22 protein-coding genes and 1 tRNA gene are annotated in these 25,724 nt (G+C 70.7%); 9 read left to right on the top strand and 14 right to left on the bottom strand.

The window, feature by feature from the left end; all coding sequences use genetic code 11:
• Position 1 precedes the first annotated feature (1 nt).
• Both prfA and rpmE read right to left on the bottom strand, forming a co-directional pair.
• The gene (gene prfA, locus JKJ07_RS12495; RefSeq protein WP_202991609.1) at positions 2–1,093 is read right to left on the bottom strand and encodes a peptide chain release factor 1; all 1,092 of its coding nucleotides are present in this window, start codon (positions 1,091–1,093) and stop codon (positions 2–4) included.
• A gap of 80 nt (positions 1,094–1,173) precedes the next feature.
• Positions 1,174–1,398, bottom strand: coding sequence for a 50S ribosomal protein L31 (rpmE, locus tag JKJ07_RS12490; RefSeq protein WP_014694406.1), 225 nt, complete (start codon positions 1,396–1,398; stop codon positions 1,174–1,176).
• Between the two features lie 201 nt (positions 1,399–1,599).
• Here rpmE and JKJ07_RS12485 point away from each other — a divergent pair, with 201 nt between their 5' ends.
• Positions 1,600–2,496 carry a phosphatase domain-containing protein gene (locus tag JKJ07_RS12485; RefSeq protein WP_202991608.1) on the top strand — a complete coding sequence of 299 codons (897 nt, stop codon included), beginning with the start codon at positions 1,600–1,602 and terminating at the stop codon, positions 2,494–2,496.
• A gap of 3 nt (positions 2,497–2,499) precedes the next feature.
• Positions 2,500–3,114 (top strand): RNA ligase family protein, encoded by a 615-nt coding sequence (locus tag JKJ07_RS12480; protein ID WP_202991607.1) that lies wholly within the window; start codon positions 2,500–2,502, stop codon positions 3,112–3,114.
• On the opposite strand, the gene JKJ07_RS12475 is transcribed toward JKJ07_RS12480, so the two are convergent.
• The 3 genes from JKJ07_RS12475 to thrB all read right to left on the bottom strand — a co-directional run bounded on the left by JKJ07_RS12475 (position 3,098) and on the right by thrB (position 7,684).
• Complete coding sequence (locus tag JKJ07_RS12475) at positions 3,098–4,264, bottom strand: nitric oxide synthase oxygenase (protein ID WP_202991606.1); 1,167 nt, start codon at positions 4,262–4,264, stop codon at positions 3,098–3,100. The genes JKJ07_RS12480 and JKJ07_RS12475 overlap by 17 nt on opposite strands.
• Positions 4,265–4,394: 130 nt before the next feature.
• Entirely contained in the window at positions 4,395–6,443 is a 2,049-nt protein-coding gene (gene rho / locus JKJ07_RS12470; protein ID WP_202991605.1) for a transcription termination factor Rho, read from the bottom strand.
• 329 nt (positions 6,444–6,772) lie between these two features.
• The gene (thrB, locus tag JKJ07_RS12465; protein ID WP_202991604.1) at positions 6,773–7,684 is read right to left on the bottom strand and encodes a homoserine kinase; all 912 of its coding nucleotides are present in this window, start codon (positions 7,682–7,684) and stop codon (positions 6,773–6,775) included.
• A gap of 54 nt (positions 7,685–7,738) precedes the next feature.
• On the opposite strand from thrB, the gene JKJ07_RS12460 reads away from it, so the two are divergent.
• Positions 7,739–8,152: a hypothetical protein gene (locus JKJ07_RS12460; RefSeq protein ID WP_202991603.1), complete on the top strand. Its 414-nt coding sequence runs from the start codon at positions 7,739–7,741 to the stop codon at positions 8,150–8,152.
• A gap of 45 nt (positions 8,153–8,197) precedes the next feature.
• Here the strand turns inward: JKJ07_RS12460 and JKJ07_RS12455 are convergent, their stop codons facing one another.
• Together JKJ07_RS12455 and JKJ07_RS12450 are read right to left on the bottom strand one after the other, a co-directional pair.
• A complete protein-coding gene (locus JKJ07_RS12455; RefSeq protein WP_202991602.1) occupies positions 8,198–9,442 on the bottom strand; it encodes an MFS transporter in 1,245 nt (414 codons plus the stop codon).
• A gap of 57 nt (positions 9,443–9,499) precedes the next feature.
• Positions 9,500–12,727 carry an efflux RND transporter permease subunit gene (locus tag JKJ07_RS12450; RefSeq protein WP_202991601.1) on the bottom strand — a complete coding sequence of 1,076 codons (3,228 nt, stop codon included), beginning with the start codon at positions 12,725–12,727 and terminating at the stop codon, positions 9,500–9,502.
• 144 nt (positions 12,728–12,871) lie between these two features.
• On the opposite strand from JKJ07_RS12450, the gene JKJ07_RS12445 reads away from it, so the two are divergent.
• Entirely contained in the window at positions 12,872–13,315 is a 444-nt protein-coding gene (locus JKJ07_RS12445; RefSeq protein ID WP_202991600.1) for a MarR family winged helix-turn-helix transcriptional regulator, read from the top strand.
• Here the strand turns inward: JKJ07_RS12445 and thrC are convergent.
• The 4 genes from thrC to argS are packed head-to-tail and all read right to left on the bottom strand — an operon-like array spanning position 13,301 to position 18,746.
• The gene (gene thrC, locus JKJ07_RS12440) at positions 13,301–14,350 is read right to left on the bottom strand and encodes a threonine synthase (protein WP_202991599.1); all 1,050 of its coding nucleotides are present in this window, start codon (positions 14,348–14,350) and stop codon (positions 13,301–13,303) included. The genes JKJ07_RS12445 and thrC overlap by 15 nt on opposite strands.
• Positions 14,351–14,383: 33 nt before the next feature.
• A complete protein-coding gene (locus tag JKJ07_RS12435; RefSeq protein ID WP_202991598.1) occupies positions 14,384–15,697 on the bottom strand; it encodes a homoserine dehydrogenase in 1,314 nt (437 codons plus the stop codon).
• The gene (lysA, locus tag JKJ07_RS12430) at positions 15,694–17,079 is read right to left on the bottom strand and encodes a diaminopimelate decarboxylase (RefSeq protein ID WP_202991597.1); all 1,386 of its coding nucleotides are present in this window, start codon (positions 17,077–17,079) and stop codon (positions 15,694–15,696) included. The genes JKJ07_RS12435 and lysA overlap by 4 nt, the downstream gene beginning before the upstream one ends.
• 2 nt (positions 17,080–17,081) lie before the next feature.
• Positions 17,082–18,746 (bottom strand): arginine--tRNA ligase, encoded by a 1,665-nt coding sequence (argS, locus tag JKJ07_RS12425; protein WP_202991596.1) that lies wholly within the window; start codon positions 18,744–18,746, stop codon positions 17,082–17,084.
• Between the two features lie 85 nt (positions 18,747–18,831).
• Here argS and JKJ07_RS12420 point away from each other — a divergent pair, with 85 nt between their 5' ends.
• From JKJ07_RS12420 to JKJ07_RS12410, 3 genes are all read left to right on the top strand, one after another.
• Positions 18,832–19,641, top strand: a complete 810-nt coding sequence (locus tag JKJ07_RS12420; RefSeq protein ID WP_236028741.1) for a thioredoxin-like domain-containing protein — start codon at positions 18,832–18,834, stop codon at positions 19,639–19,641.
• Complete coding sequence (locus JKJ07_RS12415) at positions 19,641–20,297, top strand: DUF305 domain-containing protein (RefSeq protein WP_202991595.1); 657 nt, start codon at positions 19,641–19,643, stop codon at positions 20,295–20,297. The genes JKJ07_RS12420 and JKJ07_RS12415 overlap by 1 nt, the downstream gene beginning before the upstream one ends.
• Before the next feature lie 117 nt (positions 20,298–20,414).
• Positions 20,415–20,489 (top strand) — tRNA-Arg (locus tag JKJ07_RS12410).
• Between the two features lie 790 nt (positions 20,490–21,279).
• On the opposite strand, the gene JKJ07_RS12405 is transcribed toward JKJ07_RS12410, so the two are convergent.
• Positions 21,280–22,242: an ArsR/SmtB family transcription factor gene (locus JKJ07_RS12405; protein ID WP_202991594.1), complete on the bottom strand. Its 963-nt coding sequence runs from the start codon at positions 22,240–22,242 to the stop codon at positions 21,280–21,282.
• Positions 22,243–22,306: 64 nt separating this feature from the next.
• Between JKJ07_RS12405 and JKJ07_RS12400 the strand changes: the two genes are divergently transcribed.
• Positions 22,307–23,092, top strand: coding sequence for an isocitrate lyase/PEP mutase family protein (locus tag JKJ07_RS12400; RefSeq protein ID WP_438871389.1), 786 nt, complete (start codon positions 22,307–22,309; stop codon positions 23,090–23,092).
• On the opposite strand, the gene JKJ07_RS12395 is transcribed toward JKJ07_RS12400, so the two are convergent.
• The gene (locus JKJ07_RS12395) at positions 23,080–23,391 is read right to left on the bottom strand and encodes a hypothetical protein (protein ID WP_202991592.1); all 312 of its coding nucleotides are present in this window, start codon (positions 23,389–23,391) and stop codon (positions 23,080–23,082) included. The genes JKJ07_RS12400 and JKJ07_RS12395 overlap by 13 nt on opposite strands.
• Positions 23,392–23,532: 141 nt before the next feature.
• On the opposite strand from JKJ07_RS12395, the gene JKJ07_RS12390 reads away from it, so the two are divergent.
• Positions 23,533–24,012, top strand: coding sequence for a helix-turn-helix domain-containing protein (locus tag JKJ07_RS12390; RefSeq protein ID WP_202991591.1), 480 nt, complete (start codon positions 23,533–23,535; stop codon positions 24,010–24,012).
• Positions 24,013–24,057: 45 nt separating this feature from the next.
• Here JKJ07_RS12390 and JKJ07_RS12385 read toward each other — a convergent pair whose 3' ends face one another.
• Positions 24,058–25,656 carry a serine/threonine-protein kinase gene (locus JKJ07_RS12385; RefSeq protein ID WP_202991590.1) on the bottom strand — a complete coding sequence of 533 codons (1,599 nt, stop codon included), beginning with the start codon at positions 25,654–25,656 and terminating at the stop codon, positions 24,058–24,060.
• Positions 25,657–25,724 lie beyond the last annotated feature (68 nt).

The following is a 25,724-nucleotide window of genomic DNA, read 5'->3' as shown; positions in this document are numbered from 1 at the left end:
GTCAGCCCCGGCGGCCGATCTCCGACTCGCCGGCCAGGCGGGCCGCGCGGTCGGCCTCGCCCAGCGCGTCGAGCACGGCGTCGAGCTCACCGCCGAGCACCAGGTCGAGGTTGTAGGCGGTGTAGCCGATCCGGTGGTCGGTGATCCGGTTCTGCGGGAAGTTGTACGTCCGGATCCGCTCGGAGCGGTCCACCGTACGCACCTGCGCCTTGCGCGAGTCGGAGGCGGCCGCGTCGGCTTCCTCCTGGGCGATCGCCAGCAGCCGGGACCGCAGGATGCGCAGCGCCGACTCCTTGTTCTGCAGCTGGCTCTTCTCGTTCTGGCAGCTCACCACCGTGCCGGTGGGGAGGTGGGTGATCCGCACGGCGGAGTCGGTGGTGTTGACCGACTGCCCGCCCGGCCCGGACGAGCGGAAGACGTCGATGCGCAGGTCGCTCGGCGCGATCTCGACGTCGACCTCCTCGGCCTCGGGCAGCACCAGCACGCCCGCCGCCGAGGTGTGGATGCGGCCCTGCGACTCGGTGACCGGCACGCGCTGCACCCGGTGCACGCCGCCCTCCCACTTCATCCGGGACCAGACGCCGTGACCGCCCTCGGGCGCGCCCTTGGTGCGCACGCCGACCGAGATGTCCTTGACGCCGCCGAGGTCCGACTCCTGCGAGTCGATCACCTCGACCACCCAGCCGTGGCGCTCCGCGTAGCGCGTGTACATGCGCAGCAGATCGCCGGCGAACAGCGCGGACTCCTGGCCGCCCTCGCCCGCCTTGATCTCGATGATCACGTCCTTGGCGTCGTTGGGGTCGCGCGGGATGAGCATCTCGCCGAGCTTCTCCTCGAGCGGCGGCAGCGTGGCCGCGACCGCCTCGACCTCGGCGGCGAAGCCCGGGTCCTCGGCCGCCAGCTCCTTGGCCGCGGCCAGATCGGCCCGGGCCGCCTCGAGCTCGGCGTTGGCCGCGTAGAGGGGGGCCAGCTCGGCGAAGCGTCGGCCGACCCGGCGCACGAGGGCCTGGTCCGAGTGGATGGAGGGGTCCTCCATCCGCTTCTCGAGCTCGGCGTACTCGGCGAGAAGGGTGGTCAGCCGATCGTTGCTCACGGGTATCTCCCTTTTAGGGCTGCCTCGACATGCGAACGGCGCCCGCCCCGGAGAACCGGGAACGGGCGCCGTTGAAGCAGTTACTTCTTCTTCGCGGCGTTGACCTTGGCGTACTTGGCCTGGAACTTCGCGACCCGGCCCGCGGTGTCGAGGACGCGCTGCTTGCCGGTGTAGAACGGGTGGCAGGCGCTGCAGGTCTCGACGCGGATCTCGCCGCCCTTGGCGGTGCTGCGGGTGGAGAAGGTGCTGCCGCAGGAGCAGATGACCTCGGTGGTCGTGTACTCCGGGTGGATGCCGCTCTTCATGTAACTCGGTCTCCCTCAATGGAAAACGGTCGCCGGGTCGCCGAGATTGCTGGCGGCGTGAACCGGAACCTTTACTGGCCGATGTACTAGTCTGCCATGTCGCCGCGTCCTGGCGAAATCGGCGTGACCTGCGCTTCAACGTACGCCGTGGGCGGGGTATTCCCGGCGCTTTCCTGCCGCTTTGTCCGGAGTTCTCGACTGATGACACGACTGCTGATCACCAGGGGCCTGCCGGCGTCCGGCAAGACCACCTTCGCCCGTACGCTCCAGCCGCGCGTCGTCCGGGTCAACCGCGACGATCTGCGCCGCATGCTGCACGGCCGGCGGCTCTACACCGACTGGGCCGAGGCTCAGGTCACGCTGGCCCAGCGCACGACGGTCGACGCGCTCCTGCGCACGGGGGCGAGCGTGATCGTCGACGACACCAACCTGCGCGACGACGCCGTACGCCGGTGGGTCCGGATGGCCGCCCGGCACGGGGCCCGATTCGAGGTGCACGACTTCACGGACGTGCCGCTCGAGGAGTGCCTGCGGCGCGATGCCACGCGGAGCGAGGACGAACGGGTCGGCGCGGACGGCATCCGCCGCATGCACGAGACCTATCTCGCCGGGAAAACCTTGCCACTGCCCATCCCGTACGGGGAAACCGGCGGCCCGGGTGTGATCGAGGACCCGCCCGTGGAGCTGCCGCCGGCGATCCTGGTCGACATCGACGGCACGGTCGCGCTGATGAACGGCCGCCGCCCGTACGACTGGCACCGGGTCGGCCAGGACACCCCCAACCGGGCCGTGATCGAGGCGGTGCGGGCCATGCACGCGGCCGGGAACGCGATCGTCTTCTGCTCGGGACGCGACGAGGTCTCCCGCGCCGAAACCGAGGCCTGGCTGGATCTTTACGTGGACGTGCCGTACGAAGCACTATTCATGCGGCCCGCGGGCGACAACCGCAAGGACGCGGTGGTCAAACAGGAGATCTTCACCACGGAGATCAGCCACCGCTGGCGCATCGCCGGGGTCTTCGACGACCGCCAACAGGTGGTGCGCATGTGGCGTGAGCTGGGGCTGACCGTTTTCCAGGTAGCGGAGGGAGACTTCTGAGCGGTGCGGTATCCGGACACGCTCCACCTGCCCGGCTCGCCCGGCGCCACGGCCGACGACATGGTCCAGCACGATCTGACCTGGCTCGACGGCGAGCTCGTGGTGACCGAGAAGCTCGACGGCGGCAACCTGACCTTCACGCGCGACGCCATGTACGGCCGGTCGCCCGACTGCGACACCGAGCCCTGGGACCGGCCGGCCAAGGCGTTGTGGGCCATGACGTCGTACCGGATCCCGGACGACTGGCGGGTCTGCGGCGAGTCGATGTGGGCCCGGCGCACCATCGCCTACTCCGACCTGCCCGGCGTGTTCATCGTCTTCGGCATCTGGGACGAGACCGACACGCTGCTGGGCTGGGACGACACGGTTGACTGGGCCACTCGGCTGGAGTTGCCGGTGGTGCCGGTCCTCTATCGCGGGGGCAGCCTGACCGAGGCCCGGGCGGCCTGGGCGACCCGCCGCGACGCCGCGAGTTCCGAAGGCTTCGTCGTACGGTCGGCGGGGCGCATACCGGCCGACGAGTTCTCGGTCCGCGTGCTGAAGTGGGTGCGGGCCGAGCCGGCGGACGCCCCCGGCGCGCGGCTCGGCGCCACCTTCGCCGTCAATGAGTTCGCCTGACCGGACACTCCCCGCGGGCCAGCTCGGCCGCCTCGTCGTCGAGATAGAACGCCGGCCGCAGGTCCGCCTCGTCGTAGTAGCGGTGAAACACCGGGGTGATCCCGCCCGACATCGGCGGCACGATCCACGTCCAGTCGGCGGGCACCCTGCGGCCGGCCCTCTCCTCGTTGCCGAGATGTTTGAGGAAGCGCTGCGACTCGGTGTGGTGGTCGCTCATCTTGACCCCGGCCAGCTCGAACGAGTGCAGCACGGCCCGGTTGAGCTCGACCAGCGCCCGGTCCCGCCAGAGCGTCGACTCGCGGGTGGTGTCCAGCCCGATCCGGGTCGCGATGACCGGCAGCATGTCGTAGCGGTCGCCGTCGGCCAGGTTGCGCGCGCCGATCTCGGTGCCGAGATACCAGCCGTTGAACGGCGCCAGCGGGTAGTGCACGCCGCCGATGGTGAGCCGCATGTTGGAGATGGCCGGGACGGCGTGCCAGCGCAGGCCGAGCTCGGCGAACCAGGCGTACTCGGGATGGGTCAGCGGCACCTCGCGGATGGCCCGCTCGGGCAACTCGTAGAGCCGTACGCCCTCGGCCGGGGTCTCGATCGCCAGCGGCAGCACGTCGAACTGGTCGCCCTTGCCGCGCCACCCGAACCCCTGCATCGCGGCGGTGAACTGCTGCTGCCGCCCGTCGCCGATCGGGCAGCCGTCCGCGCCGCGATAACCCGCGTAGCGGATCAGCTGCTCGTTCCAGATGCGGGCGTACGGCTGGCCCGGCTGCGCGGCGGCGAAGACGCTGATCACGGGACGGATCTGGTTGCCGCCCGCCGTCCGCAGGTGATTCACCATGAGCGAGAAGATCTCATCGGCCGTACGGGCTCGGCGCCGATCGAGGACGACCAGGCTGCGCCAGTAGAGGCGGCCGATGCACCGGCTCGCGTTGCGCCAGGCCAGTTTCGCGCCGTACGCGAGCTCCTCGGTGGTGTGCACGTAGGTGCCGGTGGCCGCGATCTGGGCCCGGACGATCGCCAGCCGGGGCTCGACCGGACCGAGGCGCGGGTTCTCCGTGTAGCACTGCCGCAGGAAGTCCTCGGCCTCACCGGGATCCGCGGGAGCCGTACGGTCCCAGGGCTCGATCGGTGTGTCCCGATAGCCGGGCACGTTCATCGGCGCCTCCCACCGTATTGCCAATTCAGAATGGGAGATTCGCACGACCCTGCCCGGTATCGGACACACCCGTTGTGCGACAAAAAGGCGCGATCCCTCCGTTAAGAGGGATCGCGCCTTTTTTGTGCGTTTACTCGCCGGGCGTCGACTTCGCGATCTGCATCAGGAACTCGACGTTCGTCCGGGTCTGCTTGAGCCGGTCGAGCAGCAGGTCGAGCGCCGCCCCCGAGTCGAGCGAGTGCAGCACCTTCCGGAGCTTGTGGATGATCGCCAGCTCTTCCTTGCCGAGCAGGATCTCTTCCTTGCGCGTGCCGGACGGGTCGATGTCGATGGCCGGGAAGACCCGCTTGTCGGCGATCTTGCGGTCGAGCTTGAGCTCGGCGTTACCCGTGCCCTTGAACTCCTCGAAGATCACCGTGTCCATCATCGAGCCGGTCTCGACCAGCGCGGTCGCGAGGATGGTGAGCGAGCCACCGTTCTCGATGTTGCGCGCCGCGCCCAGGAACCGCTTCGGCGGATAGAGCGCCGTCGAATCGATACCACCCGACATGATGCGACCGGAGGCCGGCGCGGCCAGGTTGTACGACCGGCCGAGCCGCGTCACCGAGTCGAGCAGGACGACCACGTCGTGGCCGAGCTCGACGAGGCGCTTGGCCCGCTCGATCGCCAGCTCGGCGACCGTGGTGTGGTCCTGCGGCGGCCGGTCGAACGTGGCCGCGACGACCTCGCCCTTGACCGAGCGCTGCATGTCGGTGACCTCTTCGGGCCGCTCGTCGACCAGCACGACCATCAGGTGGCACTCCGGGTTGTTGTGGGTGATCGCGTTGGCGATCGCCTGCAACACCATCGTCTTGCCGGCCTTGGGCGGCGAGACGATGAGCGCCCGCTGGCCCTTGCCGATCGGCATGACCAGGTCGATGACGCGGGTGGTCAGGATGTGCGGCTCGGTCTCGAGACGCAGCCGTTCCTGCGGGTAGAGCGGGGTGAGCTTGTAGAACTCCGGCCGGCGCCGGGCCTCCTCGGGCTCCATCCCGTTGATGGTGTCCAGCCGGACCAGCGGGTTGTACTTGTCGCGGCGCTGGTCGCCCTGGCCGCCCTCGCGGGGCGTGGCCCGCACGGCGCCGGTGACCGCGTCGCCGCGGCGCAGGCCGTGCTTCTTGACCTGCGACATCGACACATACACATCGTTCGGGCCGGAGAGGTAACCGGTCGTGCGGACGAACGCGTAGTTGTCGAGCACGTCGAGGATGCCGGCCACGGGGACGAGCACGTCGTCCTCGTTGACGTGCGGCTCGCGGCCGCCACCGTCACGCTGGCCGCCGCCCTCGTTGCCGTCGCGGTCACGACCACGCCGGCGGTCACGGAAACGGCTGCGGCGGCTCCGGCGGCCACCGTCGCCGCTGTCGTCGTCGTCATCGTCGTTGCTGTTGTTGTTGTTGCGGCCCTGGTCGTTGCGGCCCTCGTTGCGCGGGCGGTCGTCGCGCTGCCGGTCCTCACGCGGACGGTCGTCGCGCTGCCGGTCGTCCCGCTGGCGGTCGTTGCGCTGGCGATCGCGGTCGCGGTTGCGCTCGCCCCGCTCCGGACGCTCGGCGCGCTCGACCCGCTCGGCCGTCTCGGTCTCGGCGGCCGGGGCCGTCGTCTCACGGGACTCACGGGACTCACGGGGCTCACGGGATTCGCGCGGCTCACGGGACTCGCGCTCCCGATTGCGGCCGCGGCGGCTGCCACCCTCGGCGACCGGGGCCGCCTCCGGCTGCGCGGCAGCGGTCTGGGGCGCCTCGGTCGGCGCGGCGCTGATCGGACCGGTGGGCGCGTCGGCCGGGGCGGCCTGCACGACGGGCGGCTCGACCTTGGCCGAGGCGGCCACGGGGGCCGTGGCGACGACCGGAGCCGGCGCCGCCTCGGCGGGCGCGGCGGCCTTGCTGCGGCGCGGCGCCGGCGCGCTCTCGGCCGGCGCACCGCCGCTCTGACGCTCGGTGATCGCGGTGATCAGCTCGCCCTTGCGCATCCGGGCGGTGCCGGAGATGCCGAGGGACGCGGCGAGGCTCTGCAGCTCGGGCAGCAGCATCGCGGACAGGCCGGTGCCGCCGCGGCGGCGCTTCGTGGCCGTCGCAGTGGTGCTAGCGCCGGCGTCAGCGACGTCAGAAACACCCGACGTCACGTCGGTGGTGTCGCTCAATGGATTCCTTCCGTCGGAAAAAGCCCGAGACTCCCGGTTCTGCAGCCTGGTGGCCGGGAGTTCCGGTTACCCGCCTCGCAAAGCGGCGCGGGAGTTTTGCAGCACGGCAGCTCGACGGTGTCCCTGCCCGTCAGGGGTTGACGAGTAGGTCTCGGCGAGTGCAGCGACATTTCTGCTGCTGCCCGGCGTGTGCCTTGGAGAGGTGAGACGGCCAGAAAGGCCTTTTGAAGTCTCGGGGGTGCGCGCCGAACCGCAGAGATCGCTCGCTTCGCGGCTGTGCTAGGTCTTGAGCGTAGTCAACTCGTGCGACCTGCGGCAACAGGGCCCCGCTAGGCGAGTTCCACCATACTCCCTTTGACAAGAGCACCGGCGCCATCCACGCCCAACGACTCGGCGCGCCATTCTGTTCCCGGGTGGAAATCGGCCGGCACCTGCGTCAACGCCAGCACCGAGGGCCCCGCGCCGCTCACCACGGCGGCCACGCCGACCGAGCGCAGGGCCGCCACGAGCGAGGCCGTGCCGGGCATGCCCTCGGCCCGATAACCCTGGTGCAGGCGATCCTCGGTGGCCGCCCAGAGCAGGCTGGGATCGCTGGTCAGGGCGTGGGTCAGCAGGGCCGCACGACCGGCGTTGAAGGACGCGTCGGCGTGCGGGACGGCCGGCGGCAGCGCCGCGCGGGCCGACGACGTGTAGCCGCGTTCGGCCGGAATGAAGACTGTCGGATGTACGTTGCTCGCCGGCGCCAGACGCACGGCCCGCGCGCCCGCGCCCTCGCTCCAGGCGATCGTGAAGCCGCCGAGCAGGCACGGCGCCACATTGTCGGGGTGGCCCTCGAGCCGGGCCGCGATGCGCAGCGCGGCCTCGTCGCCGATCGTTCGCAGACCGTTCGCCACCAGGCCACGCGCCAGTTGCACACCGCCGACGATGGCCGCCGACGAGGAGCCGAGGCCACGCGCCTGCGGGATCCGGTTGACACACTCGACGGCCAGGCCGGGCGGGCGCTCGCCGAGCTCGTCGAAGGTCGCCAGCATCGCGCGCAGCACCAGGTGGGTCTCGTCGCCCGGCAGCTCGCCCGCGCCCTCGCCGGTCACCGTCACCGCGAAGCCGCCGTCGGTGACCTGGGCCGTGAGGTCGTCGTACAGCGTCAGGGCCAGGCCCAGGGCGTCGAAGCCGGGGCCGAGGTTGGCGCTGGTGGCCGGCGTGCGAACGGAAACCGGCGCGGAGGCGAAGGTCAAGCCCATCGCCACAGACTAGGGCTTGATCTTTTGTCATATCCCCCCGGTAGGTTCAGCCCCGTGGAATTCATGGCCTCGCTGTTCAGCTTCTTCATCGTGCAGCTACCGGTGCTGGTGGTGCTGGTTGTCGGCCTGGCTCTGCTCGGCCGCGCGGAGCGGCGGCTGCCCGGGCGCAGTCACACGCTGGCCCGCGCCGGCCTGATCGTGCTGCTGGCCGAGACGGCCGTGTCGTTGCTCTATCAGCTGGCCTTCAGCCACGTGATCCTGCGGCTCGACTGGTCGGCGACCCAATTCGGCCTGCTCAGCAGCATCATCTCGTTCATCTTCACGCTGCTGTTCGCGGGCGGCCTGGCCTTGCTGGTGGCCGCGTTCGCCTCGATCCGCTCCGAGTCGGCCCGGTTGTCGGCGCCGCCCCTTTCCGCCCCCGTTCCGGACGATTCCCCAGCCGGCCCCTGGGCCGGTCCTGGCCGCTGACGGCTCCTCCGCCAACCTTGGGGCCGGGCGGCCGCTGACTGCTCCTCAGCTGACCCCTGGGCCGGTCCCGGCCGCTGACGGCTCCGATCGGGCCACCTTGCGGGTCGCGATCCGCCAGCCGATCGCGTAGAGCAGCGTGACCAGGCCGCAGCCGGCCAGGATGACCCACTCGTCGACGAGGTCGACCACGGCGGTCGCGCCCAGCTGGCTGATCGCGATGGCCAGCGTGGCCAGCATCAGATCGGTCGAGAAGACCCGTCCGCGCAGCCGATCGGGCACCTCGCCCTGCAGCGCGTAGTTCGACAGCACCCAGTTGGCGCCGCCGGCCAGATGCGCGACGAAGACGAGCGCCAGCACCAGCGGGAACCACGGGGCCACGGCCACGCCGAGATAGCCGAGGCCGTAGGTCGACATCGAGAGGGCCAGCCCCGGAAAGAGCCACGACCGGCGGCGGATGACCGGGCCCAGCACGAAGGGTCCGGCGAGCGCCCCGGCCCCGCGTACGGCGAAAAGCAGGCCGGCGCCGAGCACGCCCGCCCCGTGCAGCCCGGCGATCAGGGGAAAGACGGTCAGCACGCCGTTGCCCAGCCCGGCCGCCATCTTCACGGTCACCAGCGCCCGGATGCGCGGGTTCTGCCGCAGATAGCCGAACGACTCGCGCAGCGCGTGCCGGGTGCGCGGCGCCGGCGTGCTCTCGTCGCGGCCCGCCTGCAGGGGACGGCGAATGGTGAAGGTCAGCGCGGCGCCCAGGATCAGCAGCCCGGCGGTGATGCCGAAGCACGCGTACGGGCCGAAGGCCGCACCCACCACGCCGCCCAGCGAGGCGCCGACGATCGTCATGGTGCCCCAGGCCGAGCCCGAGACAGTGTTCGCCGCGGGCAGGTCGTCCGGGTCGACGACGTTGGGCAGCGCGGCCGAGGCGGCCGGGGAGTAGAAGGCCTTCGCCACCGCCATCGCGCCGATCGCGACCAGGGCGAGCGGGGCCGTGGCGGCCGAGCGCACCGCGAACAGCAGCAGCACCGCGACGACCGCGGCCAGGTTCGCGATGATCAGGATCTTCCGCCGGTCGAACCGGTCGGCGATCGTGCCGGTGTAGGGCAGCAGCAGCGCGTTGATGCCGGTGTCGGCGGCCAGCACCAGGCCGCCCCAGATGCCGCTGCCGGTCAGCTCGGGCAGCAGCACGAGCAGCGGGACCATCACGAACCAGTCGGCGCCGAAGACGACGAGCTCGGCCGCGAAGAGCCGCCGGAAATCCCGGTTCCGAGTAACGACCGAAAACGCTGTTGCCACGTACCGGGACGTTACCGGGCGGCCGGATCGAGATCCGACCGCCCGGCGTCTTCGTCGTTACTCCGTTGCGGTGTCGGGGCGCTTCGGCATCTTCAGCACCTCGAACTGATCCGTGTAGCCGCGCAGGGCACCGCTCGGCTGCGGCTTGGGCTCCGGCGGCCCGGCCGGACCGCCGTTGTCGTCCGGCTCCACCGGCTCCTCGGGCGGGGTGACGGCGCCACGCTTGGCCAGCCGCTTCTGCCGCCGCTTCTCTTTGCTGTTCTCGACCATCGTGTAGAGCGTCGGCACCAGCACCAGGGTGAGCAGCGTCGAGCTGACCAGGCCGCCGATGACCACAATGGCCAGTGGCTGCGAGATGAAGCCACCCTCGCCGGTGAGGCCGAGCGCCATCGGGATCAGGGCGAAGATGGTCGCGATGGCGGTCATCAGGATCGGCCGCAGACGGTGCCGGCCGCCCTCGATCACCGCCTCCTGCACGCCCATGCCGGCCGCCCGGTAGTGGTTGATCAGATCCATCAGCACGATGGCATTTGTCACCACGATGCCGACGAGCATCAACACACCGATCAGCGCGGGCACGCCGAGCGGGGTGCCGGTGATCAGCAGCAGGGCGATCGCGCCGGTCGCCGCGAACGGGATCGACACCAGCAGGATCACCGGCTGGATGAGGCTGCGGAACGTCGCCACCATGATGATGAAGACGATCGCGATGGCCGCCAGCACGGCCAGGCCCAGCTGCTGGAACGCCTCGGCCTGGTCGGCGCTGGTGCCGCCGATGGTCGCCGTGGCGCCGGCCGGCAGGGTCAGGTCGTCGAGCTTCTGCTGCAGCTCACGGGTGGCCGCGCCGAGGTCGGAGCCGGTCGCCGTGCCGGTCACGGTGACCGTGCGGTCGCCGTCGACGCGGGTGACCTCCTCGGGGCCGCTGACCTCCTTGACCTCGGCCAGCGTGCCGAGCGGCACGACGCCGCGGGCGGAGGTGACCGGCAGCTTGCGCAGCGCCTCCGGGCTGGCCGGGGCCGTGCCGAACGAGATGACCACGTCCTGGCCGGAGCCGTCGACCGTCATCTGCCCGGCGGGCGCCGACCGGAAGGCGCCGGCCACGCTCTGCGCGATGCCCGCCTCGGTCAGGCCGTACTGCGCGGCGACCTCACGCTTCACCGAGACCTGGAGCCGCGGGACGCTGGCCGCGAGCGAGCTCTTGGCCTCGACGACGCCGCCGGTGGCCGCCATCGCCTGCTGCACCTGCTCGGTGGCGCCGGTCAGCGCGTCGAGGTCGGCCGCCTTGACCTGGACCGACAGCTCGTTGCCGCCGCCCAGCCCGGAGCTGTCGCCGCCGATGCTGACCTCGCCGATGCCGTTCATGCCGGCGAACTTCTCGCGCAGCTGATCGGTGAGCTCGACCGCGTCGGCGTCCTCCTCGAGGCCGACGTTGAAGCTCGCGGTGCTGGCGCCCCCGCCGCCGACGAACGGGTTGAAGTCGCCGCCACTGCCCAGCGACACCTGATAGGTCTTGACGCCCTCGGTGTCGGCCAGCACCTGCTCGACCTGCTTGGCCGCCGCGTCGGTGGCCGCCAGGTTGGTGCCGACCGGCATCTCCTGCGAGATCGAGAGCGAGTCCTGACCGGACTGGTCGATGAAGTTCGTCTCGAGCCGGCTGGCCAGCCCGAGCGTGCCGATCAGCACGACGAGGCCGATCGTCAGCGTGGTCCACCGCCGCTTGGTGGCGAAATTGATCACCGGGAGATAGCCGCGCTGCAGCGGGCTGCGGCGCTCCTTCTCCTCGGCGGCCTGCCGGATGGCCTCGGGGTCGGCGCCCTCGGGCGGGGGCTTGAGGAACCAGTACGCCAGGACGGGGACCACGGTCAGCGCCACGACCAGCGAGGCCAGCAGGGCCACGGTGACGGTGATGGCGAACGACGAGAAGATCTGGCCCACGAAACCGCCGACCAGCGCGATGGGCGCGAACACGGCGACCGTGGTCAGGGTCGAGGCGGTCACCGCGCCCGACACCTCGCGCACGGCCGAGACGATCGCGTGGACCTTCGGCTCGCCGTACTCCAGATGTCTCTTGATGTTTTCCAGGACGACGATCGAGTCGTCGACCACGCGGCCGATCGCGATCGTCAACGCGCCCAGGGTGAGCAGGTTGAGCGTGTAATCACCGGTCCAGAGCGCGATCAGGGCGATCAGCACCGACAGCGGGATCGAGACGGCCGTGACCAGCGTCGAGCGCACCGAGAGCAGGAAGACCAGGATGACGATCACGGCCATCACCAGGCCGAGGAGGCCCTCGGTGGTGAGGCTCTCGATCGAGCGCTCGACGAACGGCGCCTGGTCGACGACGACCGTCAGCGTGGCGCCGGACGCCTTCTGCAGGTCGGCCAGCTTGTCGCGGACCTCGTGCGAGATGTCGACCGGGTTGCCGTCGGGGCGGGCGGTGACCGCGATGCCCAGGCTGTTCTGCCCGTCGGTGCGGGTGTAGGAGGTCGCCGCGGGCAGCTTGCTCTCAACCGTGGCCACCGAGCCGAGCTGCACCGGGCCCCGGGAGCCAGTGAGATAGACCTGCTTGAGCTGGTCGATCGAGGTGAGCGGCGTGCCGACCTGCACGGTGAGCGACCGGTTGCCGTCGTTGACCGCGCCGGCCGGCACCGAGATGCCGTTCTGCTGGAGCACGGTGGTGATCGCCTGCGGGGTGACCCCGGCCGCGGTCAGCTTGGCGAAGTCGGGCGTGATCACGACCTGGGCCGCGCGGGCGCCGGTGATCTGGGTGTCGCGCACGCCGGAGATCGCGTTGAGCTCCGGCACGACGGTGTCGTTGAGCCGCTCGAGCAGCTCGCTCTCGTCACCCCCGCCCGAGGCGGCCAGCACGATCGCCGGGATGTCGTCGGTGCCGCCCGCGAAGATCGTCGGCGTGACGTCGGCGGGCAGGGACGGCTGCACCCGGTTGACCGCCGTGGTCAGCTGGTTGACCGCGGTGTCGATGTCGGTGCCGAAGACGAAGGCGACAGTCACCGTCGCGATGCCCTCGCGGGTGCTCGACGTGACGCTGTCGATGCCGTCGAGGCCCTTCGCCGCGTCCTCGAGCGGTTCCGTGATCTGATCCTGGATGATCTCGGGGCCGGCGCCCGGGAGCGTCGCGGTCACGAAGGCCGCGGGGAACTCGATCGACGGGAACAGCTGCTGTTTCAGCGATGGGATGGCGAAGAGGCCGAAGCCGGTGATGATGATGGCGATCAGGGCGATGAGCCCTCTGTTGGCCAGGCTCAGCCGGGTCAGGAATGACATGTGCGCTCCCCCGGTAATAGTTCGTCCAGCATAAATATTTTGCCCGACACGAACAAATGGTTTTCCGCCGGGGTCCGCTGGTAGCGTCCGTAAAGAGATGGACTCGGTACGGCCATCGGCGCGTCACAGAGAAGGGGTCCCGCGATGGCCACACGAGAACAGCTCATCGCGGACATTATGGGCGCGCAGCAGCGGCTGCAGGACCTGATCGCGGAGGACCGGGAGGATCCCCTCTTCTCCTCGCACCTGACCCTGTCGCAGCTCAAAATCCTCATGCTGCTCGCCCGCCACGGCTCCGTCTCGGGCGGTGAGCTGGCCGGCCTGCTCGGGATCGGCGCGGCCGCGCTGACCGGCATGATCGATCGGCTCGTCGTGCAAGACCTGGTGGCGCGCGCGGAGGATCCGCACGACCGGCGGGTCCGCCGGATCGCGCTGACACGCACGGGCCGCGATCTCATCGGGAGCATCTTCAACGCCGGGGACGAGAAGATGCGTACGATCCTCAGCCGTCTCTCAGCCGAGGAGCTCGATCTGGTGGCTCAGGCCACCGCGTTGATCATCAAGGCGGCCGGCTCAGGCCAGCCCTAGCTCCCGCGCCGCGATCAGGACGTCGTTCTGGATGGTCGTCGGCGACGGGGCGGTCGAGATGGCCCACTCCGGGTCCTTGAGCCCGTGACCGGTGACCGTGCAGACGACCGTCGAGCCGGCCGGGATCTTGCCCTCGGCCGCCTGCTGCAGCAGACCGGCGACGCTGGCCGCGCTGCCCAGCTCGACGAACACGCCGACCTCGCGGGCCAGCAGCCGATAGGCCGTCAGGATCTCGCGGTCGGTCACGGCGGAGATCAGGCCGCCCGAGGTGTCGCGCGCGTCGAGGGCCTTGGTCCAGCTGGCCGGGTTGCCGATCCGGATGGCGGTGGCGATCGTGGAGGGCTCCTCGACGACCTTGCCGGTGACGATCGGCGCGGCGCCCGACGCCTGGAAGCCGAACATGCGCGGCAGGCGGGTGCTGTTGCCCGCCTCGTGGTCCTCCTGATAGCCCATCCAGTACGCCGAGATGTTGCCGGCGTTGCCGACCGGGAGGCAGTGGATGTCGGGGGCGTCGCCCAGCGCCTCGACGATCTCGAAGGCGGCCGTCTTCTGACCGTGCAGGCGGAAGATGTTGACCGAGTTGACCAGCGAGACCGGGAAGTCCTGCGACAGCTTCGAGGCCAACGCCAGGCAGTCGTCGAAGTTGCCGTTGACCTGCAGCAGCTTCGCGCCGTGGACGAGCGCCTGGGCCAGCTTGCCCAGCGCGATCTTGCCCTGCGGCACGAGCACCGCGCAGGTGACCCCGGCCCGGGCCGCGTACGCCGCGGCGGAGGCGCTGGTGTTGCCGGTGGACGCGCAGATGATCGCCTTCGCGCCCTCCTCCACGGCCTTGGAGACGGCCATGGTCATGCCGCGGTCCTTGAACGACCCGGTCGGGTTGGCCCCCTCGACCTTGAGGTAGACGTCAGCCCCCGTCCGCGCGGAGAGCACCGGCGCGGGCACGAGCGGCGTGTTGCCCTCGTGCAGCGTGACCACCGGGGTCTTGTCGGTGACCGGCAGCCGGTCCCGATACGCCTCGATGAGTCCCCGATACATGGCAGTGCTCCTCACGTCAGACGTCGGCATTACTCAGGCTCCACCCTCGACCCGCAGCACGCTCGCGATCGACCGCACGATATCGAGCCGCGACAGCTCCTCGACGGTCGCGGCCAGGTTGGCGTCGGGGGCGCCGTGGGTCACGATGACCAGCTTGGCGTCCTCCGCGCGGCCGGACTGCCGTACGGTCGCGATCGACACCTCGTGCTGGGCGAAGACGCCGGCCACACTGGCCAGCACGCCCGGTCGTTCGGCCACGTCGAGGCTGATGTGATATCTCGTCACGGCCTCGCCGATCGGCCGTACGGGCAGGTGGGCGTAGTTGCTCTCGCTCGGCGCGCGGGTGCCCGAGAGCCGGTTGCGGGCCGCCGCCACGATGTCGCCCAGCACCGCGCTCGCGGTCGGCGTGCCGCCCGCCCCCCGGCCGTAGAACATGAGCTGACCGGCCGCCTCGGCCTCGACGAACACCGCGTTGAAGGCGTCGCCGACCCCGGCCAGCGGGTGGCTGCGCGGGATCATCGCCGGGTGCACGCGCACGCTCACCGACTCCTGCCCGGCCGAGTCGGGCCCGCGCTCGGCGATGCAGAGCAGCTTGATCGTGCAGCCCATCTCCTTCGCGCTGGCCATGTCGCCCGCGGTCACACCCGTCATCCCCTCGCGGAAGACGTCGGCCGCGGTGACCCGCGAATGGAAGGCGAGCGAAGCCAGGATGGCCGCCTTGGCCGCGGCGTCGAAGCCCTCGACGTCGGCCGTGGGGTCGGCCTCGGCATATCCGAGCTCGGTGGCCTCGTCGAGGGCCTCGCTGAAGCCGGCCCCGGAGGAGTCCATCGACGAGAGGATGAAATTCGTCGTGCCGTTGACGATGCCGGTGACCCGGGTGACGCGGTCGCCGTGCAGCGACTCGCGCAGGGGGCGCAGCAGCGGGATCGCGCCGGCCACGGACGCCTCGTAGTAGAGGTCGGCGTTGCCCTCGGCCGCCGCGTCGTGCAGGGCGGCGCCGTCCTCGGCCAGCAGGGCCTTGTTGGCCGTGATCACGCTCTTGCCGGCGCGCAGCGCCTCGACCAGCCAGGTGCGGGCCGGCTCGATGCCGCCCACGACCTCGACCACCACGTCCACGTCGTCGCGCTTGACCAGCCCGAGCGCGTCGGTAGTGAACAGGCCCGGGTCGACGGGCAGGTCGCCGCGCTCACGGCCGAGCCGGCGCACCGCGATGCCGACGATCTCGAGCGGGGCGCCGATCCGGGCGGTCAGATCTTCGGCCTGGGCGTTCAGCAGGCGTACGACTTCCGACCCGACGGTGCCGCAGCCCAGGAGGGCGAGGCGGACGGGCTTTGCAGGCTGCGTCATCCAACATCCAATGCGAGCAGGTCGTCCTCGGTCTCCCGCCGCACGATCACGCGCGAGGCGCCATCGCGCACGGCCACCACGGGCGGCCGAGGGACGTGGTTGTAGTTGCTGGCCATGCTCCGGCAGTAGGCGCCGGTGCCGGGCACGGCAAGAAGATCTCCGGGCTGCACGTCGGCGGGCAGGAATTCATCCTTCACGACGATGTCCCCGGATTCACAATGCTTTCCCACCACGCGGGCCAGCAACGGCTCGGCCGCACTGGCCCGGCCGGCCAGGGTCGCCGAGTAGGACGCGTCGTAGAGCGCCGTACGGATGTTGTCGCTCATGCCGCCGTCGACGCTCACATACGTCCGGATGCCGTCGACGTCCTTGACCGTGCCGACCTCGTAGAGCGTCAGGACCGCGGGCCCGACGATCGCCCGGCCCGGCTCGATCGACAGCTTCGGCTTGCGCAGGTTGGCCAGCTCGCACTCCGACTCGACGATCTTGTTGAGCCGTTTCGCCAGGTCGCCGGGGGTGCTGGGGTCGTCCTGGGTGGTGTAGGCGATGCCGAAGCCGCCGCCCAGGTCGAGGTCTTCCAGCTCGACCCCGCGGGCGTCACGGACCTGCGCCTGCAGCTCGAGCACGCGCCGCGCCGCCACCTCGAAGCCGCTGGTGTCGAAGATCTGCGACCCGATGTGCGAGTGCAGCCCCTTCAGGTTGAGCACGCCCTCGTCGAGGATCTTGACCGCCGCCGTGAAGGCCGAGCCGCCGGCCAGCGAGAAGCCGAACTTCTGGTCCTCGTGGGCGGTCGCGATGAACTCGTGGGTGTGCGCTTCGACACCCACCGTGACTCGCACCAGAACGTCCGGGCGCTTTTGCATTGTTTTGGACAACTCGGTCAGCCGCTCGATCTCGTCGAACGAGTCGACGATGATCCGGCCCACCCCGGCCTCGAGCGCCCGGCGCAGCTCGGCGACCGACTTGTTGTTGCCGTGGAAGCCCAGCCGCTCGGCCGGGAACCCGGCCGCCAGCGCCACCGCCAGCTCGCCGCCGGAGCAGACGTCGAGGTGCAGGCCCTCCTCGTCGATGATCCGGACGACCGCCTTGCAGAGGAACGACTTGCCCGCGTAATAGACGTCGCAGTCGGCGAACGCGGCCGCGAAGTCACGGCAGCGGGCGCGCAGGTCGTCCTCGTCGAGCAGATAAGCCGGCGTGCCGTGCTCGGCGGCCAGGTCGGTGACGCTGACGCCGCCGATCTCCAGGTGCCCCGCCTCGGCGCGGCTCACGGTCCGCGGCCAGAGCTGCGGCACCAGGGCGTTCACGTCCTCGGGCGTACGCAGCCAGGCAGGGCCCCGCTGTCCGAGGTCGCCGTGCAGCGCCCCGGCCTCATGAGCTCGCATCCCTACATCCTTTCGGGCGCCGAGACGCCGAGCAGGCCCAACCCGTTGGCAATCACCGTACGGGTGGCGTCGTTGAGCCAGAGCCGCGCACGGTGAGTGTCGGTGACCGTCTCGTCGCTGCGCGGCGTGACCCGGCAGTTGTCGTAGAACCGGTGATAGGCCCCGGCCAGATCCTCCAGGTAGCGGGCGACGTGGTGCGGCTCGCGCAGCTCGGCCGAGCGGGCCACCACCTCGGGGAACTCGCCCAGCGCCTTGAGCAGGTCGTTCTCCTTCTCGTGGCTGAGCAGCGCGGGCTGGAAGTCACCGGGCTCGCCCCGCGTCACGCCGAGATCGGCGGCCTGCTTCGCCACGTTGAAGGTGCGGGCCGCGCAATATTGCACGTAATACACCTTGTTGTCCTTGGTCGCCCGGGTCCACTCGTCGATGTCGATGTCGATGGGCGAGTCGGACGAGAACCGGGCCAGCGCGTACCGGGTGGCGTCGACCCCGATCGCCTCGACGATGTCCTCGAGCGTGACGACCGTGCCGGCCCGCTTGCTCATCCGTACGGGCTGCTTGTCCCGCACCAGGTTGACCAGCTGGCCGATCAGGATCTCGAGGTTCTTGGCCGGGTCGTCGCCGAAGCACGCCGCCATGGCCTTCATCCGGCCGATGTACCCGTGGTGGTCGGCGCCCAGCATGATCACGACGCGCTCGAACCCGCGCTTGCGCTTGTCGAGGTAGTAGGCGCAGTCGGCGGCGAAATACGTCCAGTCGCCGTCCGACTTGCGGAGCACCCGGTCCTTGTCGTCGCCGAACTCGGTGGTCCGCAGCCAGGTCGCGCCGTCGGCCTCGTAGATGTGGCCCTGCTCACGCAGCCGGTCGAGCGCCTCCTGCAGCTCGCCCCGCTCGTGCAGGTCCTTCTCGTTGAAATACGTGTCGAAGTGCACGCCGAACTCGGTCAGCGACTGCTTGATCTCGGCGAACATCAGATCGACACCGACCCGGCGGAACGTCTCGAGCGCCTCGGCCTCGCCCAGCTTCAGCACATCGGGGGCCTCGGCCTGAACCGCGGTGGCGATCTCGGCGATGTACTCCCCGCCGTAGCCGTCCTCGGGGGCGGGCTCGCCCTTCGCACTGGCGTACAGGGATTTCGCGAAGCGGTCGATCTGGGAGCCGGCGTCGTTGAAGTAATACTCCGTGCCGACCGTCGCCCCCGTCGCGCGCAGCAGCCGCGAGAGCGCGTCGCCGACCGCCGCCCACCGCACGCCGCCGATGTGCACCGGGCCGGTCGGGTTGGCCGAGACGAACTCCAGGTTGATCCGCTCACCGGCCAGGGTGTCGGTGTGCCCGTAGCCCTCGCCGGCCAGCACGATGTCGCGCGCCAGGACACCCGCGGCGGCCGCGTCGAGCCGGATGTTCAGGAAGCCCGGGCCGGCGATCTCGACCGACTTGACGCCCGGCTGCCGCCCCAGCTCCGCGGCGAGATCCGCGGCCAGCTCGCGCGGCGCCACCCCGGCCTTTTTGCCCAGCTGCAGGGCTAGCGTGGAGGCGTAATCACCGTGCTCGGGGTTGCGGGGTCGCTCGACCGTCGTGGCCTCGGGCAGCGCCGACGTGTCGAGCCCGCGGGTCTCGAACACGCTACGAGCAGCTGAGAGAACGGTGGCAGCAAGGTTGGCGGGAGTCACCCGGCCATGCTATCGGGGGTAGACTTCGTCGCTCGGCGGCCACCCGAGCCCCGCCCTCTCTCTCACAAAGAATCGACGAGGCACGATGAGCATGAGCACGCCGGGTCCCGAACGGGTCCCGTCCTCCGTCAAGGTCACCAAGACCTCCGGCCAGGGCAAGCCGCCGGCCGGCTCCTCCGCCGCCAAGAAGACCGGCGGCGGCAAGGGCCCCGCGGGCAAGGGCGGCGGTGGCGGCAAGGGCCGCAAGCCGGTCACCCCGGTCAAGGTCGCGGGCGGCCGCAACTGGGGCCCCATCGCCGTGGCCGGCGTGGTCGTCCTGGTCGCCGTCGGCATCATCGGCTACGGCGTCTTCGCGGCCGTGCAGGGCTCCCGCAGCTGGGAGGACAAGGTCTCCGAGATCGCCGGCGTGGTCAACTACCGCAAGCAGAACAACGCGGCGATCAACGACACGTCCCACAAGCAGGGCCCCCAGCAGTACGTGACGAGCCCGCCCGTCGGCGGCGCGCACAACTCGACGCCGCAGAACTGCTCCGGTGACGTCTACGACGCGCCGATCGCCAACGAGCACGCGGTGCACAGCCTCGAGCACGGCGCGGTCTGGATCACGTACAAGCCGGGTCTCGCGGCCGACCAGGTCGACGTTCTGAAGAAGAAGGTCGAGGGCCAGGACTACACGATGATGTCGCCGTACGCGGGCCTCGACAAGAATGTCTCGGTGCAGGTCTGGGGCTTCCAGTACAAGACGGACGACGTCAACGACGCCAAGATCGACGAATTCATCAAGGACACCCGTCTGGTCTCCGCCCTCGAGCCCGGCATCTCCTGCTCCGGCGGCAACACCACGACCGGCCCGCTGCAGGCCTCGGCCGGCAACGGCGCGGTCATGAACAAGTAATGACCGTCTCGACGAACCCCGGCGCGGCGGCCGACGCCGCCGCGCCGACCGAGACCCACCGCTCCCGCGGCCCGCTCTGGGCCGCGCTGGCGCTGATCCTCGGCGTGGCCCTGGGCATCGGCATCGGCCTGTCCATCCCGCACTTCACGAAACCCGGCGACGACTCGGTCGAAGCCGGCTTCCTGCGCGACATGTCGACCCACCACGCCCAAGCCGTGGAAATGTCGATGATCGCCCACCAGAAGTCCGACGACGCCGAGATCGTCTACGTGGCCAACGACATCGCGCTCACCCAGCACGGCCAGATCGGCTACATGCAGGCCTGGCTGCGCGACTGGGACCTGAGCCCGACCAGCTCCCAGGAGCCGATGGCCTGGATGCCCAACTCGGCCGGCTCGATCGTCAACGGCCTGATGCCCGGCATGGCCACCCCCGAGCAACTCACCAAGCTGCGCGCCGCCAGCGGCAAGGAGCTCAACACCGAGTTCCTGACCCTGATGCGCCAGCACCACCTGGGCGGCATCCACATGGCCCAGGAGGCAGTGAAGCTGTCCGACAACAAGGACGTCGACTGGATCGCCGAAAGCATGGTCAAGTCCCAGCAAACCGAACTCGGTCTGATCGACGACCTCCTCAAGAAGGTCCAAGCCAGCTGACGCCTTCATTGTCGCGAGGCCCCGAACCGCTTGGTTCGGGGCCTCCGTCGTTGGAGGGCTCGCCGTAACCCAGTTGTCGACCACCCCGGCACACCTGCTAGGGTTCTACTCACTTGAGCCCCCGTAGCTCAGGGGATAGAGCGTCGCCCTCCGGAGGCGAAAGCGCAGGTTCGAATCCTGCCGGGGGCACCACTTAGGCTCATCATGTTCGCGGAAAGCGCTCACCTTGGCGTGGTGCATTCCTTTCTGGGGCCCGAGCCCCAGACCCCACGCCGTGGGGGCGAGCCCCCCCCGAACCCCCCAATCGTGTGGTGGCGCGGCGTGCGATCGCTTGGGCTGGAATGCCCCACCCCCAATCGTGTGGTGGCGCGGCGTGCGATCGCTTGGACTGGAATGCCCCACCCCCAATCGTGTGGTGGCGCGGCGTGCGATCGCTTGGACTGGAATGCCCCACCCCCAATCGTGTGGTGGCGCGGCGTGCGATCGCTTGGACTGGAATGGTCACCCCTCAATCGTGTGGTGGCGCGGTGTGCGTCAGGCACTACGCCGTGGGGCGAGGGCCGGGGCATCGCGATCGTGTGGTGGTGCGGTGTGTGGGTGTTTGAGGTGCGACCTTGACGTTGGGGGGTGCCGGGGTTTGCGCTTTGGCTCTGGGCGGCGGCTGGGGCTGGCCTTGGCATCGAGCGGGGTCCGAGCCTCCGGCCAGTGGGTTGGCGGCGTTGGTGGCGCAGCTGCACCGGCTGATGAGGGCAGTGTGCTGTTCGTGTGCGCGGAGAGTTTCGGACTGACTGGCAGCCGGGCCCCGGCCGAGGCGGCGAGGGCGGGTTCGAGGCCCGCGGCAGCGGGATCGGCCGAGCGGAGACCAGCGCTTCGAGCGCACTTTGCGTCACACCGTTGATGCCGTGCGGCTGACGTGACAACGGAGGCACAGGTGCCGGTAGCCCAGCCCGCGCTGCGGCCGGGAGCGATCAACTGCCTGACCTCAGTGGGTGGTGGCTGACAGCAGGGTTTCCGCGGCTGGGGTTCGGGTGTTCAGTAGGGATCGGCCCTGGCGGTGGGTGACTATCAGGCCCGCGGCGCGGAGGACGGCTAGATGTTGGGAGATGCCGCCGGGGGTGATGCCTGTGCGGGCGGAAAGCTCCGTGGTGGACAGCGGGGTCGTCAGTTCGGTCAGGACGTTGGCTCGGCTGCGGCCGATCAGGGCGGTCAGGGCGTCGGGGGTGGTTGTGGTGGGTTCCCAGAGGGTGGCTACGCCTGCGGCGGGATAGGCCAGTTGGGGAGTCGGGCCGGCGGAGACGGTCATGACTGTGGGCCAGATGAAGACCGACGGGATCAGGATCAGGCCGGTGCCGGTGGGGACGTCGGGGGCGGTGCAGTGGGGCTGGTTGACGTGCAGGATGCCGTTCTGCCAGGTGACCGCGGGGTGCAGGTCGGCCAGGACGCCTTCCGTGCCGGTGGTGGCGAGCATCTGGGCACGGCGTTGCACCTCGGCGTCCAGCAAAGCCTTCATGCGGGGCCACCTGGGGGCGATGGCGGTGGACCAGAAGGAGGCGATCTCGTCGGACAGCGCGGCCAGGCCGGCGGTGGGGTCGTCGTAGAGCCGAGTCAGCGCACCGGGCCGAAGAGTAAGCCCGGGTAGGAGATCCAGGTGGGCGCGGATGACGTCGGTTGGGGTGGCGCGTAAGGCGGCCAGCTCGGTGTCCAGGTCGGCGGTCAGACCCGTCGGGGGTGGGGTCAGGAAGTCGGGGGTGTAGGCGCCGGGTGGGGCGACCAGCGTGGCGAGCAGGCTGTCGGCGGGGAGGGCCGCCTGGGAGGCCCACGTGCGGTAGACCGCGGGCACGCCGGGTGAGCGGAGGATCCGTACGGCCGCGAGGGTTTCCCAGAGGGCGGAGATCGCGAAACGGATGCGGGTGGCGGAGGCGGCCGAGAGGGCGATCGAGACCAATGTCGGCTCCGTGGATTTAGCTGAGACTCAAACAGTACGGGTTGCCGGAGCCGCGGCGAAGACTGTGGCGGTGACCGAAAACCTCCGCTCCTTGCACATGCCGGGTAAGCCCTTGGTGCTGGTCAACGCGTGGGACGCGGCCAGCGCGCGGATCGTCGAGGCGGCCGGGTCGCGAGCCGTGGCCACCACCAGTGCGGGCGTGGCCTGGAGTTTGGGCGCGCCCGACGGGGACGCGCTGAGCCGGGACGATGCCGTCGCGCTGGTGCGGCGGGTTGTCCGGGCCGTGCGGGTGCCGGTGACCGCCGATATCGAGTCCGGGTTCGGGGTGGAACCGGAAGACGTGGCGACGACCGTACGGGCGGTGGTCGCGGCGGGGGCGGCCGGGGTGAACATCGAGGACGGCGCTCGCGGGGTCGAGGAGCAGACGGCCCGGCTCGCGGCGGCCCGGGCGGCGGCGGGGGCCGAGCTGTTCATCAACGCGCGGCTCGACGCGTACCTGCGGGGTGCGGGTGACGTCGACGAGGTGGTGGCGCGGGCGTCGGCCTATCTCGACGCGGGCGCGGACGGGATCTTCGTGCCGGGGGTCACCGACCCCGAGACGGTGGGGACGCTCGCGGCGAAGATTCCGGCGCCGCTGAACGTGATGGCGGGAGCGGGCGGGCCGAGTGTGGCCGAGTTCGCCGCGCTGGGGGTGGCGCGGGTCAGCCTGGGGTCGGCGGTGGCCCAGGCGGCGTACGCGGTGGCCCGGCATGCCGCCGAGGAGGCGCTGACCACCGGCACGTACGCCGCCGTCGCCGATGCCCTGGAGTACGGCGGGCTGAACGGCCTGATGCGGGGCTATTCCGCGTAGCGCGTGGGCGGGAACGGGTTGTCCTTGCCGAGCGGCACGTTCTCGCCCTCCGCCTCCTGCCGGGCGGTCACGCTCTCGATGTCCTGCTCGACGAGGTCGGCCTCCGGGTCGTACGGCACCGGGTCGTCGGTGGCCGGCGGCACGGCGCCGGGGTCGTAGTCGGTCACGCCGGCCGCGGCCCGCTCCTCCTCGGTGCGGCGGGCCAGCTCGTCGTCGTCGAGGTGCGCGGGGGCGCCGCCGTGGAACCTGCGGTCGCGATCGCCCTCGGCCGCCTCGGTGTTGAAGTTCTCCCTAGTCATGTCGCTTGTCCTTCCCGGCCTCAGTCACGGATAACCGCAGCGTGCCACGGATCGCATCGGCTATCGACGTCCGATGTGCACTCGCGAGAGAACCGGGGTAGTCGTGCCGCCCCAGGTGGCGCGGCGGAGGGATCCGGACAAATGACACCCGAGACGGGCGGCGAGGCCACGTTCGTCCTTTTGCGACTGCCGGTCACCATTGCCGCCGAGCTGGCCGAGACCGTCGACGGCAAACCCAACGCCGAGCTCGTACGCCTCATCGCGGCCACCATGATCGCGGTGAACCCGTCGGTGCCGTCGCCCGTGCTGCGCCGCGCGATCGCCTTCATCCACGAGCACCCGGAGCGGCCGATGACCGTGAGCGCCATCGCGGCGGCGGGCGGGGTCGGGATCCGTGGCCTGCAGACCGCGTTCCGCCGGCATCTCGGGGTCACGCCGATGACCTATCTGCGCCGCGTACGGCTGGATCGGGTGCACCGGGAACTGCTGGCCGGCGACCCGCAGGACGGAATGACCGTGCAGACGGTGGCCCGGCGCTGGGGCTTCGTCAACCTGGGACGGTTCGCCGCGGAGTATCGCGCCGAATACGGCTGCCCGCCGAGCGAGACCCTGCGGGGTTAGGCCTCGTTCCCCGGTCGCAGCCCTGCCCCGGACACGAAACAGGACCTACAGCGGCAGGACCACCTGCGTCGGCGTCTGCCCGACACACGTCACGGCCATCCGATACTTCGACGTCGCCCCGCTGAACAGCACCCGCGCGGTCAACGCCGGCCCCGGCTCGATCGGCCGGGCCGTGAAGCCGTCGGCGGGCTCGAACCCGGTCAGCGACGCCTTGCCCTTGTCGCAGAGCGCGAAGGCGGCACCGCCGGGCGACTCGAGCCGCTGGCCGGCCGGGGGTGCCGACACCGTCGGGGACACGTCGATCGACGCGCTGGGTGCGGGCGCGGCACTCACGGTTCGGGTGACGCCGGGCGATGCGGACGGAATCATCGACGGCACGGGCCCGCTGCCGACGATCGGTCCGGGGCCGGGCCGGTCGGTGGCGGCCGGCACCGGGAGGTTGCCGCGTGGGGAGGCCGACGGCGAGACACCCGCGCTGGTCACGGTCGGTGCCGCCGAGGCCGTCGGGGCGGCCGCCCGCTGCTCTCCGGCCGCCTCGGGGTCGCCGCTGAGCAGCCACGCGATCAGTGCGCCGACGAGCACGACGGCGACGCCTCCACCGGCGAAGACATATTTCCGCCGTACGCCGGAGAACCGGCCCCCGGCCGCGGTGGGAGGTCGCCGCGACGCGTGCATCGGCCGGTCGATCACCGTGGCGGGCCGGGCCGAATTGTGCGCCGCGCCGGTCGGCCAGGGACCCGGCTCGGCGGCGTACCGCGGGGGCTCGGCGGGCGGCGGCGCGGGCCGGGGCAGGCGGAAGGCCGTGGGCTCGTTGTCATCCCGTACGGGATCGGGAACCGACGCCGCCTCGGCCGCGTCGGCCAGCGTGGCCGACACCTCGCTCGCGCTGGGCCGCTCGGCGGGATCTTTGCGCAGGCAGTCGTGGATCAGGTCGGCCACCGCGGCGGGCACACCGGGCAGCTCCGGCAGCGGCTCGGGCTCGACGTAGACGTGGGCCTGCAGCATCTGGGTCGTGCTCTCGACCGTCCACGGCGACTCGTGCGCGAGCAGCCGATAGAGCAGCACGCCGAGCGCGTAGACGTCGGACGCCGGCTCGACCGCGTCGCCGGTGAGCCGCTCGGGCGCGAGATAGGCCGGGGTGCCGACCAGCATGTCCTCCGGGGCGGCGGGACCGGCCACGGCGGCGATGCCGAAATCGACGACCTTGACCCCCGAGGGCGCGATCATGATGTTGGCCATCTTGATGTCGCGGTGGACCAGGCCGTCCTCGTGGGCGACGGCGAGCGCGGCCGCCACCTCGCCGCAGATGCGGAAGATCGTGCGCGGCGGCAGCGGCCCGGAGGACACCCGCTGCTGCAGGGTCGGGCCGTTGACCAGCTCCATCACCACGTACGGCAGGTCGTCGGCCTCGCCGTAGTCGTAGACCTGGGCGATGTTGGGGTGCGAGAGGTTGGCCGCGGCCCGGGCCTCGTCACGGATGCGGGCCCGCGATTGTGGATCACCGGCGAACCGGCCCGCCAGCACCTTGACCGCGACCGGGCGGCCGAGCACCTCGTCGCGGGCACGCCACACCACGGCCATGCCGCCATTGCCGAGTTCGCTCAGCAATGTGTAGCGGCCGCCGAGTGCCTGCCGAACTTCCACCGTGGCAGTCTGCCAACCCGGCCGCGAAATCGCACATCCGAGTACGGCTCGAATCGCGCTCGCTTTCA

The organism is Paractinoplanes lichenicola, assembly GCF_016785085.1.
GTDB classification, from domain to species: Bacteria; Actinomycetota; Actinomycetes; order Mycobacteriales; family Micromonosporaceae; genus Actinoplanes; species Actinoplanes lichenicola.
The sequence above is the reverse complement of the archived record's forward strand: the minus strand, read 5'-3'. Positions and strand labels throughout refer to the sequence as shown.

Excerpts from the sequence above, each read along its gene's own strand:
- rpmE (WP_014694406.1), bottom strand. The coding sequence starts at position 1,398 with ATGAAGAGCGGCATCCACCCGGAGTACACGACCACCGAGGTCATCTGC.
- JKJ07_RS12485 (WP_202991608.1), top strand. The coding sequence starts at position 1,600 with ATGACACGACTGCTGATCACCAGGGGCCTGCCGGCGTCCGGCAAGACC.
- JKJ07_RS12475 (WP_202991606.1), bottom strand. The coding sequence starts at position 4,264 with ATGAACGTGCCCGGCTATCGGGACACACCGATCGAGCCCTGGGACCGT.
- thrB (WP_202991604.1), bottom strand. The coding sequence starts at position 7,684 with ATGGGCTTGACCTTCGCCTCCGCGCCGGTTTCCGTTCGCACGCCGGCC.
- JKJ07_RS12450 (WP_202991601.1), bottom strand. The coding sequence starts at position 12,727 with ATGTCATTCCTGACCCGGCTGAGCCTGGCCAACAGAGGGCTCATCGCC.
- JKJ07_RS12445 (WP_202991600.1), top strand. The coding sequence starts at position 12,872 with ATGGCCACACGAGAACAGCTCATCGCGGACATTATGGGCGCGCAGCAG.
- thrC (WP_202991599.1), bottom strand. The coding sequence starts at position 14,350 with ATGTATCGGGGACTCATCGAGGCGTATCGGGACCGGCTGCCGGTCACC.
- JKJ07_RS12435 (WP_202991598.1), bottom strand. The coding sequence starts at position 15,697 with ATGACGCAGCCTGCAAAGCCCGTCCGCCTCGCCCTCCTGGGCTGCGGC.
- lysA (WP_202991597.1), bottom strand. The coding sequence starts at position 17,079 with ATGCGAGCTCATGAGGCCGGGGCGCTGCACGGCGACCTCGGACAGCGG.
- JKJ07_RS12420 (WP_236028741.1), top strand. The coding sequence starts at position 18,832 with ATGAGCATGAGCACGCCGGGTCCCGAACGGGTCCCGTCCTCCGTCAAG.
- JKJ07_RS12415 (WP_202991595.1), top strand. The coding sequence starts at position 19,641 with ATGACCGTCTCGACGAACCCCGGCGCGGCGGCCGACGCCGCCGCGCCG.
- JKJ07_RS12395 (WP_202991592.1), bottom strand. The coding sequence starts at position 23,391 with ATGACTAGGGAGAACTTCAACACCGAGGCGGCCGAGGGCGATCGCGAC.
- JKJ07_RS12390 (WP_202991591.1), top strand. The coding sequence starts at position 23,533 with ATGACACCCGAGACGGGCGGCGAGGCCACGTTCGTCCTTTTGCGACTG.